Genomic DNA, 15860 nt, shown 5'->3' with positions numbered 1-15860 from the left:
CCCCCCCCCGCCGCAACTTCCCCGACGGCACCACAGGACCGGTCACTCAACTGCTGAACAGGTCTTCGGCCCGGGTGGCGTGAACAGCCCGCTGGGCCCAGAGTTCGAGCTGATCGAGGTCGGTACAGGCCTGGACCCGCTCCCGTACGACGTCAGGCACGGGGATTCCCCGCCACTCCAGGATGCGCAGCGTCATCGCGGCACGATCCTCGACCCGTCCCTCTTCCCGGCCTTCCTCTCGCACCTGCTCCGCCACCGGGTGCCGGAAGAAGTAGTGGATCGACGCCATCAGGTCCCTCCAGATTTCCTTGGCCTGGTTATCGATCAGGCATGAGTCGACGAACGCGACGAAAACCGCCGCACTCTCGGCGTCCATGGTCCGCAAGGCGGTAGCCAGCGGTTCCAGTATGGCGGCAGCCCGTTTCCCCCGGCCATGTGTCATGGCCGAGAGCACCGCAAGCGGCACATCCCGCTCCGCCTCCTGTTCGTCTGTGATCACCGGCACGTTCTCCGGGCCCAGCACCAGCGGTCGAACGGTCAGCGAGTGCCAGCCGGGCAGTCCGAGTCTGATCGGCCGAGCCGCCCACCGCGCCGTGGCCCTGCTCTGAGTGATCACGATGAGGACTGGCTCACAGCGGTACTTCGCATACAAGTACGACAAGTAGTACGCCCAGCTTCCCCGCTTGGCTTCGTCCACCTTCCCCTGCGCCTCGACGACCAAGAGGTACGCCCCCTCGTCCGTCTCCACGCGCATCAGCGTGTCCACGCGCCGCTCGACCGGCTCGATCTCGGTCAGGTCCGCATTCAGCACCGCGAAGTCCCGCGGCTCGGGGAAGGGAATGTTCAACACACGCTGCAATGCCCGCGTCAGCAGCGCGGGGTCCTTCTGGAAGACCCTGTGTAGCGCCTCGTGCGACGAGCTGACCATCAGCCCTCCTTCCTGGTCCGTGTGATCAACGAGTCAGGCCGCGACGAGGTCACACCACACGTACCTGCCCCGGCTGCCGTCCCTCGCATGGGGCTGCCAGCCCCACAGGTCCGCGCAGGCCCGTACCAGGGCCAGCCCTCGCCCCTCCTCCGCCTCGGCGACCAGCTCCGGCGCCAGCAGTTCGGCGGTGTCGACAAGGCCGATCAGGCCGTGCATCGTGAGGATCAGCCGCAGCGTGCGGCGGCAGATGTTCACGGCGCGCGGGTCGTTGGGGATGGACAGGGTGTACTCCCAGGAGATGGCGGCCTCTTCGACGCCGGTTTCGGGCATGCGTGGACTCCTGTCAGAGGTGGGAAAGGACAGGTCGGCGGCAGCGAACGGGCGGTGGCTCCGCCGCGTCCGTCGTGGCATGACTGAGCGGTGCGCTTCCGGAACCCCGAGTGCCGCAGAGTATGCGTCGCATCACTGAGAGTAGGTCCAAAATTTGGTCCCGTGCAAGCTGTTGCCATACTCTTCACTCCGAACATGTCACTGTGGCTCGGCAGTTGAAGGCGAGGAGCACGCCATGCCGCGCAGGCAGCAGGCCACCGCACGCCAGGAGCGACTGGGCGCTGAACTGCGGAAACTACGGGAGGCCGCAGGGCTCAAGGGGCGCGAAGCCGCTGCGCTGCTCGGTACCGACTCGGCACAGGTGAGTCAGATCGAGGCCGGCGTGGCAGGCGTCAGCGAAGCGCGCGTACGACAACTCGCCGCCCACTACTCCTGCCCCGACGAGAAGTTGGTCGAGGCACTGGTCGCCATGGCCACCGACCGGACACGCGGGTGGTGGGAGCGGTACAAGGGCCTGCTGCCCCCTTCGTTCCTGGACCTCGCCGAGTTGGAGCACCACTGCACCCGCCGACAGGACATCGAGTTCCTGCACGTACCCGGCCTCTTCCAGACAGAGGACTACGCTCGCGCGATCTTCTCCTACCGGGTTCCCGAACTGCCCCGTGACGACCTCGAACTGCGGGTGAACCACCGGATGGAACGCAGGCGGATCATCGAGGAACCCCGGTCCGTCCCGTACACAGCCGTCATCCACGAGGCGGCTCTGCGTATCCGCGTGGGCGACCGGGCCGCAGCGCGTGCTCAACTCCTTCGCGTCCTGGAACTCTCCGAAGCACACCACATCACCGTGCGGGTCATCCCCTTTGACCTGGATGGCTTCGCGGGGGCCACCAACGCCATGATGTACGTGAGCGGTGCCGTACTCAGGCTGGACACTGCCGTACGGGACGCACCGCAGGGTGCCGCCTTCATCGACTCCGAAGCCCAGCTCAGCGCTCTTCGAACGCTGTTCCATATGGTGGAGTCCGCATCTCTCGAACCCGCGCGCTCACGTGATCTCATCCACCGTCTGGCGAAGGAGCTGTAAGGCAACCGTGAACACACCCGAAGCTTGGCAAAGGTCGTCCTACTCCGGAAGCGGCGACGGCAACAACTGTGTGGAAATAGGCTGCTTCCCCACCCGCACAGCCATACGCGACTCCAAACACCCCGCCCACGGCCCCCTCTCCTTCCCGGCCCCTGCCTTCCACGCGTTCGTCAAATCCCTCAAGTCAGGTGGATCACCCACCAGTAGATGACCGGAGCGGCCGGTCGCACCCCTATTCGCATCGCCCCTGGTAAGTTCGCAGCGCGTTCCGACACGGGCGTTGCAGGCGTTACGGGGGTGAACACGTGTCGCACAGGCCGACGGACTGGCACATACTCGACCTGGAGAAGGACCCGACTCCGGGTGATCCGCAACGCATCCGGAAACTCGCCGGTGCCCTGCACGACTTCGCCGACGACGTGGGCGAGGCCCTGCGTGACCTCAAGGGGATCGCCAAGGAGGACGAGATCCTCTCCTGGGCCGGCAAGACGGCCGATGTGTTCGCGGAGGAGTTCGCGGACGCACCCAAGCGGTTGCGAAAGCTGAAGAAGTCGTACGACCTGGCGGGGGACGCCCTCGCCGACTTCTGGCCGGACCTGGAGGACGCCCAGGAGAAGGCCGACAAGGCGTTGCGGGACGGCCGCAAGGCACACGCCGAACTCACCACCGCCCAGCAGGCGCTGACCGACGCCAACGACTGGATGCGCACCGCCACCGAGAAGGTGGACTCCTACAACCCGTCGAGGAACGGCGGCAAGGAGATCCCCAAGCCCGACGAGGACGAGGTCCGCCGCGCCACGCGCAACGCCCAGCATGCCAAGACCCGTCAGGACACGGCCGAGCGGAAGGTCGAGGCGGCCGAGAGCGCCCTCGAAGCGGCCAGGAAGCTCGCCGCCCAGGCGAAGGGCCTCCGGCAGGAGGCCGCCCGCCGCACGGTGACCAAGCTGAGGGAGGCGTCCGACGCCGGCATCCCCAACCGCAGCTGGTGGGAGGAGATCGGCGACTGGGTTACCGACAACTGGGACGAGATCGTCACCGTCTGCAAGTGGGTCGTGATGGTCGTCGGCATCATCGTGATGATCGTGGGCGGGCCACTGGGATGGCTGGTCTTCGCGGCCGCCCTCGTCGTCCTCGCCGACACGTTAAGAAAAGTGATCAAAGGCCAGGCGGGCTGGGGCGACCTGTTGTGGGCCGCCCTCGACTGCATCCCCGCCACGAAGGGCTTCACCAGTCTCGCCAAGCTGGGAAAATTGTGGAAAGCCGGTGGTCTTAAGGCACTCGGCGGCGGCTTCATGGGCGGAATTGGCGGTGGTCTCAAGAACCTCGCCAACAGCGTCCGCGCACTGAAGAACGTCCGACTGGTCACCTTCAGCATAATGGGGAAAAGCCGTTGGTGGAAGGCGGATTCACTACACGTGGGCCCTCCTGGGCGGGCCGCCGACGACGCTCTTCCCTCAGACGTCCCGGTTTACCACAAGGACGGAGCAACCGCCATCGGCTACGATCCTGCCACTCTGCGGAACTTCGATGTGGCGAAGCGACTCCTTGGGTATCAGGATGTCATCATCCACGGCACGAGGGACGGCCTCATGATTGCCGGTGAGGCGAACCACGCAGGAGCCAGGGCGGGGGGACACATCGTTCACCCGAATCACGTTCTTGATACAATCAACCGAATACCTGGCTACAACGGCGAACCCATCAGAATGCTCACCTGTCATTCAGGAGCCGCCCAGCCGCAGGTGATTCAGAACCTCGCGAACTCCCTTGGAGTTCCCGTCAAGGCTCCGACCAACGCTGTCGGCGTCCCGAGCTACGGCGAGGGCCCCTTCACACCACACATCAAGGACGGCGGAGTCTGGCTCACTTTCCTTCCCATGGTCTGAGGACAGCGACACTGCAAGGAGTATCGATGATTCGGCCTGTTGGATTCTTCACTGAGCTGTCACCCGGATGGGGACTTCCCGAGAACGGGTCCATCAAGGACGCCGTCAGGCCCTCCGGAGATCCGGACGAGCAGAGGGTCCTGGACTATTTGAGGAGCGGAACAGAAATCTGGAGCGAGATGAGCGCCGGACCGGATGTCCTGGACCCCGACGCGCCGAACATGACGGGAATCGGGTCACTGATCACGGACGGAACCTGGCTTTGGCGGGAAGACCTATCTTATTACATCGCCAAATATCACGTATCCCTTCCGAACGATTTCCTCGAACGCATCCGGTCCCTGGATTACACGGCACCGACGGTACTAGAAAGCCGACTGATCGAAATCTCGACCGAAGACCTCGGCATAAGCCTCGACTAGGCTGCCGGACCGAATCAGAAAGATTTTATCGATGCCGAGCTTTTCACTGGCGGTCCCGGATTCCTGGTGGGAGTTCGACATCCGGCCGCAAGGCAGGGATTCGACCATTCGCGCGATCGTCGATGAACGAGTGCGGGAAACCCCTGAACTCGCGCCCTACCGCACTGACCTGACCGCCATGCTCCGCAAGATGGCCAAGGACGCCCACGACTCCGGCGCGCTCTATCTGGGCTGCATGGCGGAGAACTTCGACGGAGTCCCGCTCTCCGCCACCGTCACGGTATCGGTGCTCGGCGCGAAGAACCGGCAGGGCGTCGCCCTGTCCACCGACCCCCGCGCCATCGCCGAGAGCCTGCGGACCATCACAGCCCGCCGCGAGGGTGACGCCTGGCGCAAAGTGACGACCGTCGAGATTCCCGAGGTCGGCATGGCCGCTCGGACCTACGGCGTCGAGGACGTCCCCGTCGCCCAGGGCGACAGCCGTACCCTGCGTATGGTGCTGACCCAGACGTACGTCCCGGTACCGGGAACCACCGACCAGGTCGTACTCGTCTCGGGAGCCAGCCCGGTGCTCGACCTCGCGGAGGCGTTCCATGACATCTTCGACGCGGTGACGAGTACGTTCCGGTTCGTATAGGTCCGGCTCACCGAGGGGAGTCCCACATGGGCAAGGGAAAGAGCGACCTCGCGCTTCCGCTGACCGAAATGGAGGACTACGGACGTCGCCTGCGGTCCCTCAAGACGCGGATGAACCACACCAAGAAGCTCTTCGAGTCCTACCGGGACGACATCGGCGACGGCAGCGTCAACGACGCGCTCTCCGACTTCGAGTCCAACTGGGAGGACGGCCGCGAGGACATCACCCAGCAGATCGACGCGCTCGCCGACATGTCCGACGCCGTGGTCCGCGAATTCAAGAAGCTCGAGGACGAACTCACCAAGCAGGTCAACGAGAAGATGAAGGTCGAGGACAAGCGCGACAAGAAATGAGCCGGGTTCCGGTCTGCGAACAGACCGGAACCCGGCTCACGTCGGAAACGACGCTCAGAGCATCGTGGTGCGCGCGGCGGCCTCGTGGGCCACCGAGCCGCCCAGACCGGCGGAGACGCTGAGCGGGCCCGCCTCGGCGTACACGCCCACGCCGAAGGAACCGTGGTCCGCGACGACGGCCACACCGGCGTCGATGCCGACGGAGACGGAGTGTCCACCGGAGATGTTGTCCAGGCCGGCGTCGGAGATCTCGGCGGTTTCGACCTGGGGGGCGAAGTTCATGACAGGTCTTTCCCTTCTGTTTCGGTGAATCGGAGCGGAAAAGCACACCCGAAATCCGGAGTGGGGGAATCCGGAGAATGGGATCGGGAAGCCGTGCACTGATCCAAGCACGCCGTCGAACGGCCGACCAGCGGCGTACGACCGACGCACGCCCTCGCGGCGCCGCCGGGTCCATGAATATGGGAATGCGGTCATGGAATCGGCCCGCGCCTTCACGCTACCCACCGGTTACGGAGGGCCTCCGGTGACGCGCTCCGCGCATCCGGACCGATCCGCGCACTCCGTCCCTTTTCCGTGCGGCCTCACGGTGAACGGTGTGCGGGTCCGAGGGATGTTTCGAGGCGGGCGCAGACGCAAGGGCAGGCGCGGGCCTCAGCCCACCTCGTTCTCCGCGACCGCCTGCCCGTGCACCACCACGTCCCCGCCGTAGAACATGCCGGTGAAGACCGGCGCGTACGTCAGCTGCACCTCGACCTCCACCGCCTCCACCGTCGCCGCCACGCAGTGCGTCGCCGCGATGTCCGGGCCGGACATGCCCATCTCGCGGGCGAACGCCTTCACCCGGGCGTCGCAGTTCTCGTGGTTGATCGGCGCCGGGCCGCCCACGTCGTCGTACAGCGCCTCGCGGTCGATGTCCTGGGCGGCGTAACGGGCCGCCTGTTCCGCGATGTCCGCCGCGCGCTCCCGCTTGGAGATGGACATCCCGCCGTCGATGACGAAGGCCGCCAGGGAGAGGAAGACCAGCGCGAAGACGATGACCGCGCCGGCGCCCGAACCGCGGTCGTCCAGCCTCGTACCGCGGTCCGAGACCCATGCCCGCACACGTGCCGCCGCTCTCACGCCGTCCTCCGGTACGGGTCCAGCGGTGAGCTGAAGCTCGCGGACAGGGTCGTCGGGATGTCCAGGCCCAGCATGGCGAGGCCCCGCACCTCGCAGCTCACCTCGACCGTGAAGAGGGTGTCCGGCTCGAAGCCCCGGCTGGTCTGCAGAACGGTCACCGGACCGGAGCAGACGTCCGCGAGGTTCGCCTCCGCCGCCGCCCGCGCCTGAGCCATCGCCGTGCCGTGGTCCTTCTGGATCGAGCCCGCACGGGCCGCGTCACGCGCCGCGCCGTCCAACGCGCCGCGCCCATCGACCAGTTGCCCGAAACCCACCAGGACGAGAATGAACAGGATCATCACCGGCGCGAGGATGACCACCTCGACCGTGGACAGCCCACGGTCGTCCGCCCCCGGCCGTCCGTCCCCCAGGGGGAACCCCATCTAGTTCTCCCCCTCCTGCACGAACCGCTCCACCGGCCCCACCGACTGCGCGTGCACCGTCAGGTCCAGGCCCGGGAACACCGTCGGAACGCGTGCCGTGATCTCCACGCCCACCGTGTCCTGCTCCGGCTGGAGCATCTTCACGTCGGGCGCCAGCACCAACTGCGGGCCGAGCTGCCGGATGTAGCCGTCCACCACGCCCCGCGCCTCACCCCGCCAGCCGCCCGGCTGGGCGTCCGCCGTCGCACGCGCCTTGCGCGCGCCCGCCTGCGCCGCCGCCTGGGCGACGTGATCGGCGAAGAAGTACAGCGCGAACTGCACCGTCGCGAAGATCATGAAGAACAGGACGGGCGTGAGGAACACGAACTCGATCGCGGTCATGCCGGAATCGCCGCGGGCGGAGGCGGCCTCCACCCGTCGGCGTACCCAGCGGCGTACGCGCACCGACATCCCCGTAAGCGACGTGACGGCCGTCAGCAGGTCTTGCCCGCGTCCGCGCCCTTGATGCAGTCGCCGACCTTGTTGGCGCCCTCGCTCAGCGCGGCGTTGATGATCGCGGCGACCACGCCGACGATCGCCACGACGACCGCCGAGATGATGACCCACTCCACCGCGGAGGCCCCGCGGTCCAGTTCGCCGGAGCGGGCGCGCTCCACGCGGGCCCGCATGAAGGTGACCAGGAAGTCCACGGCAGGGATGCCGGTGTGGAAGGTACGTCCGTTCATGACGCGTTGTCCTCTCGAATTCGGTTCACGGAAGTTCTGACGTACGGCTCAGGGGTCACGGTTCTCACACCTGGAACACCCGCATCGCCGCCGGGAAGATCAGGAACACGAGGAACCCCGCGCACAGCAGCAGCTGCGCCACGAGCATCGACTGGGACTTCTCACCCGCGCTGCCCTCGATCTCGGCGAGTTCGCGGTGCCGCATGGTCTCGGCACGGGAGGCGAGGGACTCGCGCACCTTGGCGCCGTCGTCCGCGACGAGCGCCAGCGACGCGGAGAGGTCCTTGAGCTCCTCCACGCCCAGCTCCTCCCCCAGCTGCCCCAGCGCCTGCCACTGGCTGATGCCGGTGATCCGGGCATCGGCGAGGGCGTTGCGGATGCGCTGCGTCGCCCAGCCGTCGGACACCTCGGCCGCCGCCATCAGCGCCTCCGGCAGGCCCCGCCCGCCGGCCAGGCTCATCGACACCAGGTCCAGGTACGCGCCGATCACCCGGCGCAGATCGCGCCGCTTCTCGGCAGCGTCCCGGCGCACCTCCAGGTCGGGCAGGAAGAAGAACAGCGCGGCGCAGAGCAGGGCCAGCCAGACCGGGATGATCGGGCTGTCGGCGAGGGCGAGCGTCCAGACGATGGCGAAGAGGAACGGCCCGAAGAACAGACCCGCGACCGCCAGCAGCACCTTGGTCGCCAGGAACTTCTCCCAGCTGCGCTCCAGCACGGCGAGGTCCGCGCGCAACGAGCGCTGCTCCCACCCCTGCTGAAGGTACAACTCGGCCACCCGAGCGCCCACTTCGGCCCGCAGCGAGCCGAAACGGCCGGTGTCCCGCGCCGACGTCCGGGCCGACTCGTACGCCGTACCGCGCGCCCGCATGGCGTCGATCCGGGCGACCTGGGAGACCGCGCTGCGCTTGGTGGGCGTCAACGCGCGGACCAGGACGTAGATCCCGAGTCCGAGGACCGCGCCGACGACCACCGGCATCGTCAGTTCGTCACTCACCGGCGTACCCCCTCCTCCGGCTGGAGCGGCGCCTGCTGACCCGGAACGGCACCGGGCGTACGCGGACGCACGAACCGCACCGACGACTCGTCGCGCACCAGGAACCGTTCGGGCGTCTCGATGGTGGACAGCTTGCGCAGCCACCAGAAGCCGAGCGCGAACAGACCGCACACACAGGCCAGTACGAGCTGCCCGACCGCCGTGCCGTACGGCTCGACGAACTCCCGGTTGAAGATGGACAGCCCGAGCACGAACGCGATCGACACGGCGACGACGATCTGCACGGACCGCCGGGTCGACGCCCGCTGTGCCATCACGCGCTGCCGCATGTCGACCTCCTCGCGCGCCGACTTGGCGAGCGCGCCCAGCACCTGCCGCAGACCGGGCCCGCGCAGCCGGGCGTTGAGGATGAGGGCGGCGACGATGATGTCGGCGGAGGCGTCGTCGATCTCGTCGGCGAGCTGCTGGAGCGCCTCGGCCAGCGGGGTGCGGGAGCGCAGCCGGTCGACGAGCGCGTCGAGGTGCGGGCGCAGCACGGGTGCGGCGGCCCGTGCGGACGCCGGGATGGCCTGCTCCAGGCCCACCGCGCCGGCGATGGTGTCGCGCAGCGACTCGGTCCAGGAGGCCAGCGCCTCCACGCGCCGCATCGCGGCCTTCTCCTCCCCGGCCCCGCCGAAGAGGCGGTCCCAGAAGAAGACGAGGACGGCGGCGGCGACACCGGCGACCGCCCAGCGGGTGAGCAGCAGCACGGCGAGGCCGACGAGCGCGGCGAGGGAGCCGCGCCGGCCGGCGAACCGGACCAGCTCGTTCGCCCGCTCGCTCGCCTTCTGCTTCTCGTGCTCGGGCTTCGCGGGCAGTCCGCGTACGGCGACGGCGAGCAGGGCCAGTCCACCGCCGACGGCGACGCCGCACGCGAGCGCGTACAGGACGGTGGTGGAGAACAGCCCGCCCATGGCGCCGAGCGAGTCGAGCGAGCCGGTCGCGGCGAGACCGGTGGGGCCGGCGGGGCCGGTGGTCGTGACGGTCACCGGTTCGCTCACCCCCACGTTCCGCTGGGCCGGTAGCCGTAGGCCATCAGTTCCTCCAGGCAGGCTATGGGGGCGTGCGCGGTGACCCGCCCGTCGGGGCCCTCCGCGAACACCTCGCTGGACAGCACCCGTCCGTCGACGCCGTTGACCTCGCGCACGGAGGTGACCATGCGCTGGAGGCGGCCGCCGCTCTGGTAGTCGTTGCGCCGCTGGATGAACACGACGAAGTTCACCGCGCCCGCGATCAGCATCTGGCTGGCCTCGATGGGCAGCCGTTCCGTCGCCTGCAGGGCGTAGGTGGAAATACGGTTGAAGACCTCGCTGGAGCTGTTGGCGTGGATCGTCGACAGCGAACCGTCGTTGCCCTGGGACATCGCGTTCAGCATGGTCACGATCTCGTCGCCGAGCACCTCACCGACGATGACGCGGGAGGGGTTCATGCGCAGCGACCGGCGCACCAGCTCCGCCATGGAGATGGTGCCCTGCCCCTCGGAGTTGGGCAGCCGCTCCTCGAACGCCACGACGTTCGGGTGGAGGTCGGGGAACGTGTCGAGCCCGAGCTCCAGCGCCCGCTCGACGGTGATGAGCCGCTCCTGCGGCGGGATCTCGTTGGCGAGGGCGCGCAGGAGGGTCGTCTTGCCGGCGTTGGTCGCGCCCGCGATCATGATGTTCTTGCGGGCCCGGACGGCGCAGGCGAGGAAGTGGCCCAGCTCGGGGGTGAGCGTCCCGTTGCCGACGAGGTCGGAGATGAACACCTTGCCCATGCGCGCACGCCGGATGGACAGCGCGGGCCGCCGCGTCACGTCCATGACGGCCGACAGACGCGAACCGTCCGGCAGCCGCAGGTCGAGCTGGGGGTTGGCGGAGTCGAAGGGCCGGGACGACAGACCGGAGTACGCGCCCAGCACCTGGATCAGCTCGACGAGCTCCTCGTCGGTCTCGGCGACGGCGTCACCACGCACCTCGCGCCCGTCCGAGTAGCCGACGAACACCTGGTCGCAGCCGTTGATGTCGATGTTCTCGACCTCGGGGTCGTCCAGCAGCGGCTGGAGCCGCCCGACCCCGAACAGCGCGGCGTGCACGGCGGCCGCGTACTGCTCCTCGGTCTCGGCGTCCGGCGGCGTACGGCCCGCGTTGATCTCCGCGCGGGCGTACTCCTCCAGTATCTGGGCGATGACGGCACGGGCGTACTGCCGCTCGTCCTCGGTGGACATCGGCGTGACGCCGTTGACCTGGTCGAGGCGGCGCTGTTCGGCGATCCGGTCGCCGGCGTCCTGACGGAACCGCTTGACCAGCTGGTGGTCGACAGCGGTCATCGCCCGGCTCCGTGGCCCCGGGGCGCCTGCTGGGCCTGCTGGGCCTGCTGGGCCTGCGCGTGGGCCGTCCACGCGGCGCCGTACTGCTGGTACACGTCGGCCGTCACCTTGCGCGCCGAACGGATCAGCAGCGACTTGTCGAGCCGCCCGCGCCTGCGTCCGGCCAGCTGCTCGGCACCGGCCGGGTCGTCGGCGAGCGTGCCGACCACCCGGGCACCGGTCTGCGCGTGCACGAGCATGTCGTTGACCTGGGAGGCGAGCTTGGCCGCGTTGCCCGTGTCGGCGACGAGGACGACGCCGATCACCGGGTTGCCGAGGCTCGCGGCACCGCGCGGCCCGCCGTGCAGCTTGCCCGCGAGCGCGGCGGCCCGGTCCCGTACGCGGGCGAGCGCCTCCGGCTCGGTGCGCGAGACGAGCAGGAGGAGGGAGGCGTGCGGGAACAGCTCCACGGCCGGGGTGTCCCCGCTGATCCGCCCGCAGTCGGCGATGACGTCGGCGGGCGCGTGCGGGGAGTCGGCGAGCGAGGCGAAGGCGTGCCCGAGCGTCGGCCACAGCCCGGCGAGCCCGGCGGCCTGCTCGGCGATCCCGAGCCCGACGAGCACGTCGAGTCCGCCGCTCAACGGCTGGACGTGGTCCCAGAGCTGGTCGGGCACGAGCCCGCGCCGCGCGGTCGCGGCGATGGACAGCATCCCGGTGTTCGGGTTCAGCGGCCCGCCGTGCGCGGCGGCACTGCGGTACACGAGGTCACCGCCCGCCGGGTCGGTCTCGGCGAGCAGCACCCGCCGCGGCCAGACCGCCGCGAGAGCGACGGCCGCGGTGGTGACGCCGGGGGAACCCTTGTCGGCGGCGAGGGCGATGAGGGCCATGGGTCGGGTGCCGCCTTCTAGTTGCCAGGGACGAGGACGAGAGCCACCTCGCCGTTGGAGGCGGCCTGGGTGAGCACCGCGGCGTCGGCCTTGTCGACGAGCAGCGTCACGGCCTTGTTGGTGCTGCTGACGATGTCGCCGCTCTGCTCCGCCGGTACGGAGTTCACCCGCGCGTCGTCCACGAGCAGGGTGTCGCCACCGCCGCCGGTGGAGCCGGAGGAACCGCTGTCGGTGTCCGAGTCGGAGCGGGCGGTACCGCCCACCCGGTAGGCGGCGACGGCGTCGCCGTTCTCCAGACCCGCCGGGTACTGCCCGTCCTTGAGGGAGAGCCCGACGAGGGCCTTGCCCTCGGGGACCTTGGCCTCCTCGCCGAACATCTCGCCGACCGCGACGACACCGGCGGGGATCGTGCTCTTGGCCTTCAGCTTCTTCAGTGCGTCGAGCTGGGTCCACTCGACGTAGTGGATGCCGGGGTCCTCGGCGACCATGACCGACGCGGTGTTGGCGTCGGTGACCGGCTGCCCGGCCGGGATCTCCTCGGTGATCTTCACGACCTCGATCCGGTCACCGACCTGCAGCACGAGCATCGTGGCGCCGAGCGCACCGACCAGGATCAGCAGAACCGCCAGCGCGGCCAGCGCCGGTTTGCGCTCGCGGGGCGGAGTGGGAAGCCGGTCACCGACCGCCGGCCCGGCCGGTGCCGCGGAACGGCCGGCGCCCGCCCCCGTACGCTCTTGGATCTTCACGCAACCGCTCCCCGTACACCCAAGACGATGTCTGCCAAGTTCCCTGAAATTCCGGACACTTCACCCATGCCCACTCGCGCACAGACATGCACGACGGGTCGGACCTACCCGCCCGACCAGGGCAAATAGCCAACGCTGAGGTGAGTGTCAAGCCACCGCACCGTATCAGCCACGCATAAGCCCCTCAAGGCGGATCCCACCTCACGGACCTCACCCCGCACACCGTTACTCATCTGCAATTTCACCTTTGAACAACCCAGTTGAGCCCCCCGCACCCCCTGTGCGCGAGCGAACAGCCGAGCCATCCCGCCGACCACGCAGGACATACGACCCATCACGCACCGCACATGAGCCCTGCACGATTCACTCACGAGAGCACCGGCCGACCGTGCCACAATCTTCGCCCGGACCGGTGACGGACGTACGGGATGTACGGGACATCACCACGTCAACACTCCCAGGAGCCCCCACACTTGAACCGTGCTGCGGCGACCTACGAGGACTACACGGCCTGACCACGGAGAAGCCGCAGAAGCCGTCCGTGCCTCCTGCCTCACCTTCCGATCGGCCCCCAGTCCCGCCGGGGTCGTGGTGGCTCGACGGGCTGGGCGGGCACGACCGGGCCGCGGCGTGATCGTCCGGAGAGCCACTCCCCCACCTGCAGGGCCATCATCACGAGGGAAGGACCGCCGAGCAGCAGGCCGAACCCCAGCCCGAACCACCCACTGCCGTCCCCGCGACTCAGCATCCCCGCTCCGGAGACGGCGAGGGCGACACCACCGATCACCGGGGGAAACAGCCAGGGCCAGGCGTCCGGCTCGGCCACCGCCTCCTCACGCCGCCCCTGGCAGAAGGCCGACCACCAGAACCGGGCGCTCCACCACACCAGCAGATACGCGGAGACGGCCCCGGCGCCGAACCCCAGTCGGGCCGGCCGTCCGACCCGACCCGTGACCGCCGCGGCAGTGAGTCCGACGGCCAGGAAGACCCAGAAGAGGAAGAGCATGACGCCGACGGCCATCCGGTGCCCACGGCCGCCCTGAAGAGCACGGTGCGAGATGAAGACCATGGCCGCAGCGTAGACGGAGCGGCTCTCCGCCATACGCTCCGTCGAAACAGCCGGTAGCTGTCGATTCGGCCTATTTGTTGGACTGTTCGCGTTGGTGAAACCGAGAACCCCACCGATATCGTCACTGCACTGGAAACGTTTCGTCTCACGGGGAGCCCATTGTGAAGCGTCGCACTTTGCCCGTTGCCATCGCGTTCGCCGCCGCCGCGACCTTGATGCTGACGGCCTGCGGAGGCGGGGACGACAAGTCCGGCGACAACGACAAGATCGCCGGCGCCGACCAAGGGACGGAGAAGCCGACCAAGTCGGCGGAGCCCTCGGGAGCGCCGGCGGAGGACAAGCCGGACGGCGTGGACATCTCTCTGCCCGCGGACATGAACCTGGTCTTCGACTGGGAGGAGCCGAAGGACGAGAACGAGGCTGCGGCGATGGAGGATGCGGCGAACTACGTCCGCGCCATTTACCACGGCGTCGACAAGCGCACGTCCAAGGTCGCGGCTGTGACCGCCTATTCCACGGGCGGAGGGCTGAGCTACGCGCAGACACAGATCAGCGACAGGGTCGACGGCGGTTGGACCGCCACTGGCACTCGGCGTCACTACCAGGCCGCCACCCGGTCCGCCGCGAACGGCACCTCGGTGGAGGTTGCGTTCTGCGTGGACTCCAGCAAGTTCTACGGCAAGGAGATCAAAACCGGGAAGGTCCTGAAGAGCGAGCCCAGCATCGCGGACTACGACCACTTCAAGATCATCATGGTGAAGGTTCCCACGGGTGACGGACTGTGGCAGGCATCCAAGGTGTTCGTCGAGACGAAGGCGGAGCAGTGCCGATGAACAGGTCACGGCGTACGGCACTCGGCGCCGGCATCACTGCCCTGACACTGGCCTTCGGCATCACCGCCCTCACGGAACCCGCCTACTCGGCAGAACCGTCCAGCAATGGCAACGGAGCCGCCTCAGAGGAGTCGGGCGGCAGCGACGACACCGGCATCTACGCCGCCGCCCGCATCCAGTACTCCGGTTCCGTCGCAAAGAACGGCGGCACCGGCAACGTGACGTCCGCCGACGTCAACTGGACGCCACCGCCCTGCTGGTACGCCCCGTACCTCGGCGCCAAGGACTTCAAGAAGAAGATGTCCAAGGACATCGAGCGCCAGATGAGCGCACCCGGCATGGGTGGCCACGCGGGCGCGGCGCTCAACGAGTTGCAGCGCCACTACGAGGACGACTACGGCTGGACCGACACTCCCGGCTACAAGGACTACAACGTCGAGAAGGACGGCGAGGGGATGTTCTGGGCCGCCGTCGAGAACCCCGACGAACCCGACCTCCTCAAACGCAGTTCCTGCACCGACCTCCCCTTCTGGGTCGACAACGGCGAGGCCCCGCCGCCCCAGTACGAGGAGGCCATCACCCCGGAGATCCTCGCCGCCCTCGCCTACCAGCACATGCAACTGCCCGACACCGAGGTCAGCCTCAAACCCGAGGAGACCACCAAGGTCAACCTGCCGACCTGGGCCTGGCTCGACAAGGCCGTCTTCGACGAGGTCCAGGCCACGGCATCCATCGCCGTCCCCGGCTTCGCCCTCCAGGCCACGACGACCGCCAAGCCGGTCTCCCTGAAACTCGAGCCGGGCACCAAGGACGCCGAGACCTACCCCGCCTCCGGCGAGTGCACCATCGACGCCGACGGCTCCATCGGCGAGCCCTACGCCGAGGGCAAGGCCGACGAGACCCCGCCCTGCGGAATCACATACCTCCGCTCCTCCGGCAGCGGGACCTACAACCTCCAGGCCACCATCACCTGGGAGATCGCCTGGACCGGCACCGGCGGCGCGGGCGGCGACCTGCCCGACGGAACGTTCGGGAACGACCAGGCAGTCACTGTCCAAGAAATCCAGGCCATCAACCGTTGAACCGAGACTCCGGT

Annotated in this window: 21 protein-coding genes; 8 read left to right on the top strand and 13 right to left on the bottom strand. The window is 68.3% G+C overall.

What is annotated here, in order from left to right; all coding sequences use genetic code 11:
- Positions 1–46: 46 nt before the first annotated feature.
- Entirely contained in the window at positions 47–928 is an 882-nt protein-coding gene (locus B7767_RS34460; RefSeq protein ID WP_085575530.1) for a hypothetical protein, read from the bottom strand.
- A gap of 33 nt (positions 929–961) precedes the next feature.
- Positions 962–1258, bottom strand: a complete 297-nt coding sequence (locus B7767_RS34455; RefSeq protein WP_085575529.1) for a hypothetical protein — start codon at positions 1256–1258, stop codon at positions 962–964.
- 235 nt (positions 1259–1493) lie between these two features.
- On the opposite strand from B7767_RS34455, the gene B7767_RS34450 reads away from it, so the two are divergent.
- The 6 genes from B7767_RS34450 (at position 1494) to B7767_RS34425 (ending at position 5643) form a co-directional block, all read left to right on the top strand.
- Positions 1494–2345 carry a helix-turn-helix transcriptional regulator gene (locus B7767_RS34450; protein ID WP_085575528.1) on the top strand — a complete coding sequence of 284 codons (852 nt, stop codon included), beginning with the start codon at positions 1494–1496 and terminating at the stop codon, positions 2343–2345.
- Positions 2311–2556, top strand: a complete 246-nt coding sequence (locus B7767_RS34445) for a DUF397 domain-containing protein (protein WP_306298022.1) — start codon at positions 2311–2313, stop codon at positions 2554–2556. The genes B7767_RS34450 and B7767_RS34445 overlap by 35 nt, the downstream gene beginning before the upstream one ends.
- Before the next feature lie 94 nt (positions 2557–2650).
- Positions 2651–4231, top strand: a complete 1581-nt coding sequence (locus B7767_RS34440; RefSeq protein ID WP_085575526.1) for a WXG100 family type VII secretion target — start codon at positions 2651–2653, stop codon at positions 4229–4231.
- Positions 4232–4257: 26 nt separating this feature from the next.
- Entirely contained in the window at positions 4258–4653 is a 396-nt protein-coding gene (locus tag B7767_RS48600) for a hypothetical protein (protein WP_256923667.1), read from the top strand.
- Positions 4654–4684: 31 nt separating this feature from the next.
- Entirely contained in the window at positions 4685–5290 is a 606-nt protein-coding gene (locus tag B7767_RS34430) for a hypothetical protein (RefSeq protein WP_085575525.1), read from the top strand.
- 26 nt (positions 5291–5316) lie between these two features.
- The gene (locus B7767_RS34425; RefSeq protein WP_085575524.1) at positions 5317–5643 is read left to right on the top strand and encodes a hypothetical protein; all 327 of its coding nucleotides are present in this window, start codon (positions 5317–5319) and stop codon (positions 5641–5643) included.
- Positions 5644–5697: 54 nt separating this feature from the next.
- On the opposite strand, the gene B7767_RS34420 is transcribed toward B7767_RS34425, so the two are convergent.
- The 11 genes from B7767_RS34420 to B7767_RS34370 all read right to left on the bottom strand — a co-directional run bounded on the left by B7767_RS34420 (position 5698) and on the right by B7767_RS34370 (position 13931).
- Positions 5698–5925 (bottom strand): hypothetical protein, encoded by a 228-nt coding sequence (locus tag B7767_RS34420; protein WP_085575523.1) that lies wholly within the window; start codon positions 5923–5925, stop codon positions 5698–5700.
- 372 nt (positions 5926–6297) lie between these two features.
- A complete protein-coding gene (locus B7767_RS34415; protein ID WP_085575522.1) occupies positions 6298–6765 on the bottom strand; it encodes a pilus assembly protein TadG-related protein in 468 nt (155 codons plus the stop codon).
- Positions 6762–7187, bottom strand: coding sequence for a TadE/TadG family type IV pilus assembly protein (locus B7767_RS34410; protein ID WP_085575521.1), 426 nt, complete (start codon positions 7185–7187; stop codon positions 6762–6764). Before B7767_RS34410 ends, B7767_RS34415 begins: the two co-directional genes overlap by 4 nt.
- Positions 7188–7637: a TadE family protein gene (locus B7767_RS34405; RefSeq protein ID WP_085575520.1), complete on the bottom strand. Its 450-nt coding sequence runs from the start codon at positions 7635–7637 to the stop codon at positions 7188–7190.
- A gap of 23 nt (positions 7638–7660) precedes the next feature.
- Positions 7661–7912 (bottom strand): hypothetical protein, encoded by a 252-nt coding sequence (locus tag B7767_RS34400; RefSeq protein ID WP_006133157.1) that lies wholly within the window; start codon positions 7910–7912, stop codon positions 7661–7663.
- A 64-nt stretch (positions 7913–7976) separates the two neighbouring features.
- A complete protein-coding gene (locus B7767_RS34395) occupies positions 7977–8888 on the bottom strand; it encodes a type II secretion system F family protein (protein ID WP_085575534.1) in 912 nt (303 codons plus the stop codon).
- Between the two features lie 14 nt (positions 8889–8902).
- Positions 8903–9859: a type II secretion system F family protein gene (locus B7767_RS34390; RefSeq protein WP_085575533.1), complete on the bottom strand. Its 957-nt coding sequence runs from the start codon at positions 9857–9859 to the stop codon at positions 8903–8905.
- A gap of 83 nt (positions 9860–9942) precedes the next feature.
- Complete coding sequence (locus B7767_RS34385; protein ID WP_085575519.1) at positions 9943–11250, bottom strand: CpaF family protein; 1308 nt, start codon at positions 11248–11250, stop codon at positions 9943–9945.
- Positions 11247–12116 carry a hypothetical protein gene (locus B7767_RS34380; RefSeq protein WP_085575518.1) on the bottom strand — a complete coding sequence of 290 codons (870 nt, stop codon included), beginning with the start codon at positions 12114–12116 and terminating at the stop codon, positions 11247–11249. The genes B7767_RS34385 and B7767_RS34380 overlap by 4 nt, the downstream gene beginning before the upstream one ends.
- 17 nt (positions 12117–12133) lie before the next feature.
- Positions 12134–12862, bottom strand: coding sequence for a hypothetical protein (locus B7767_RS34375; protein ID WP_085575517.1), 729 nt, complete (start codon positions 12860–12862; stop codon positions 12134–12136).
- A gap of 553 nt (positions 12863–13415) precedes the next feature.
- Positions 13416–13931 (bottom strand): hypothetical protein, encoded by a 516-nt coding sequence (locus B7767_RS34370; RefSeq protein ID WP_179167408.1) that lies wholly within the window; start codon positions 13929–13931, stop codon positions 13416–13418.
- A gap of 161 nt (positions 13932–14092) precedes the next feature.
- On the opposite strand from B7767_RS34370, the gene B7767_RS34365 reads away from it, so the two are divergent.
- Both B7767_RS34365 and B7767_RS34360 read left to right on the top strand, forming a co-directional pair.
- Positions 14093–14764: a hypothetical protein gene (locus tag B7767_RS34365; RefSeq protein ID WP_085575515.1), complete on the top strand. Its 672-nt coding sequence runs from the start codon at positions 14093–14095 to the stop codon at positions 14762–14764.
- Entirely contained in the window at positions 14761–15846 is a 1086-nt protein-coding gene (locus tag B7767_RS34360) for a hypothetical protein (protein ID WP_085575514.1), read from the top strand. Before B7767_RS34365 ends, B7767_RS34360 begins: the two co-directional genes overlap by 4 nt.
- Positions 15847–15860: the final 14 nt, after the last annotated feature.

The sequence above is a fragment of the Streptomyces sp. 13-12-16 genome, from assembly GCF_002114215.1.
Lineage (GTDB): Bacteria > Actinomycetota > Actinomycetes > Streptomycetales > Streptomycetaceae > Streptomyces.
The sequence above is the reverse complement of the archived record's forward strand: the minus strand, read 5'-3'. Positions and strand labels throughout refer to the sequence as shown.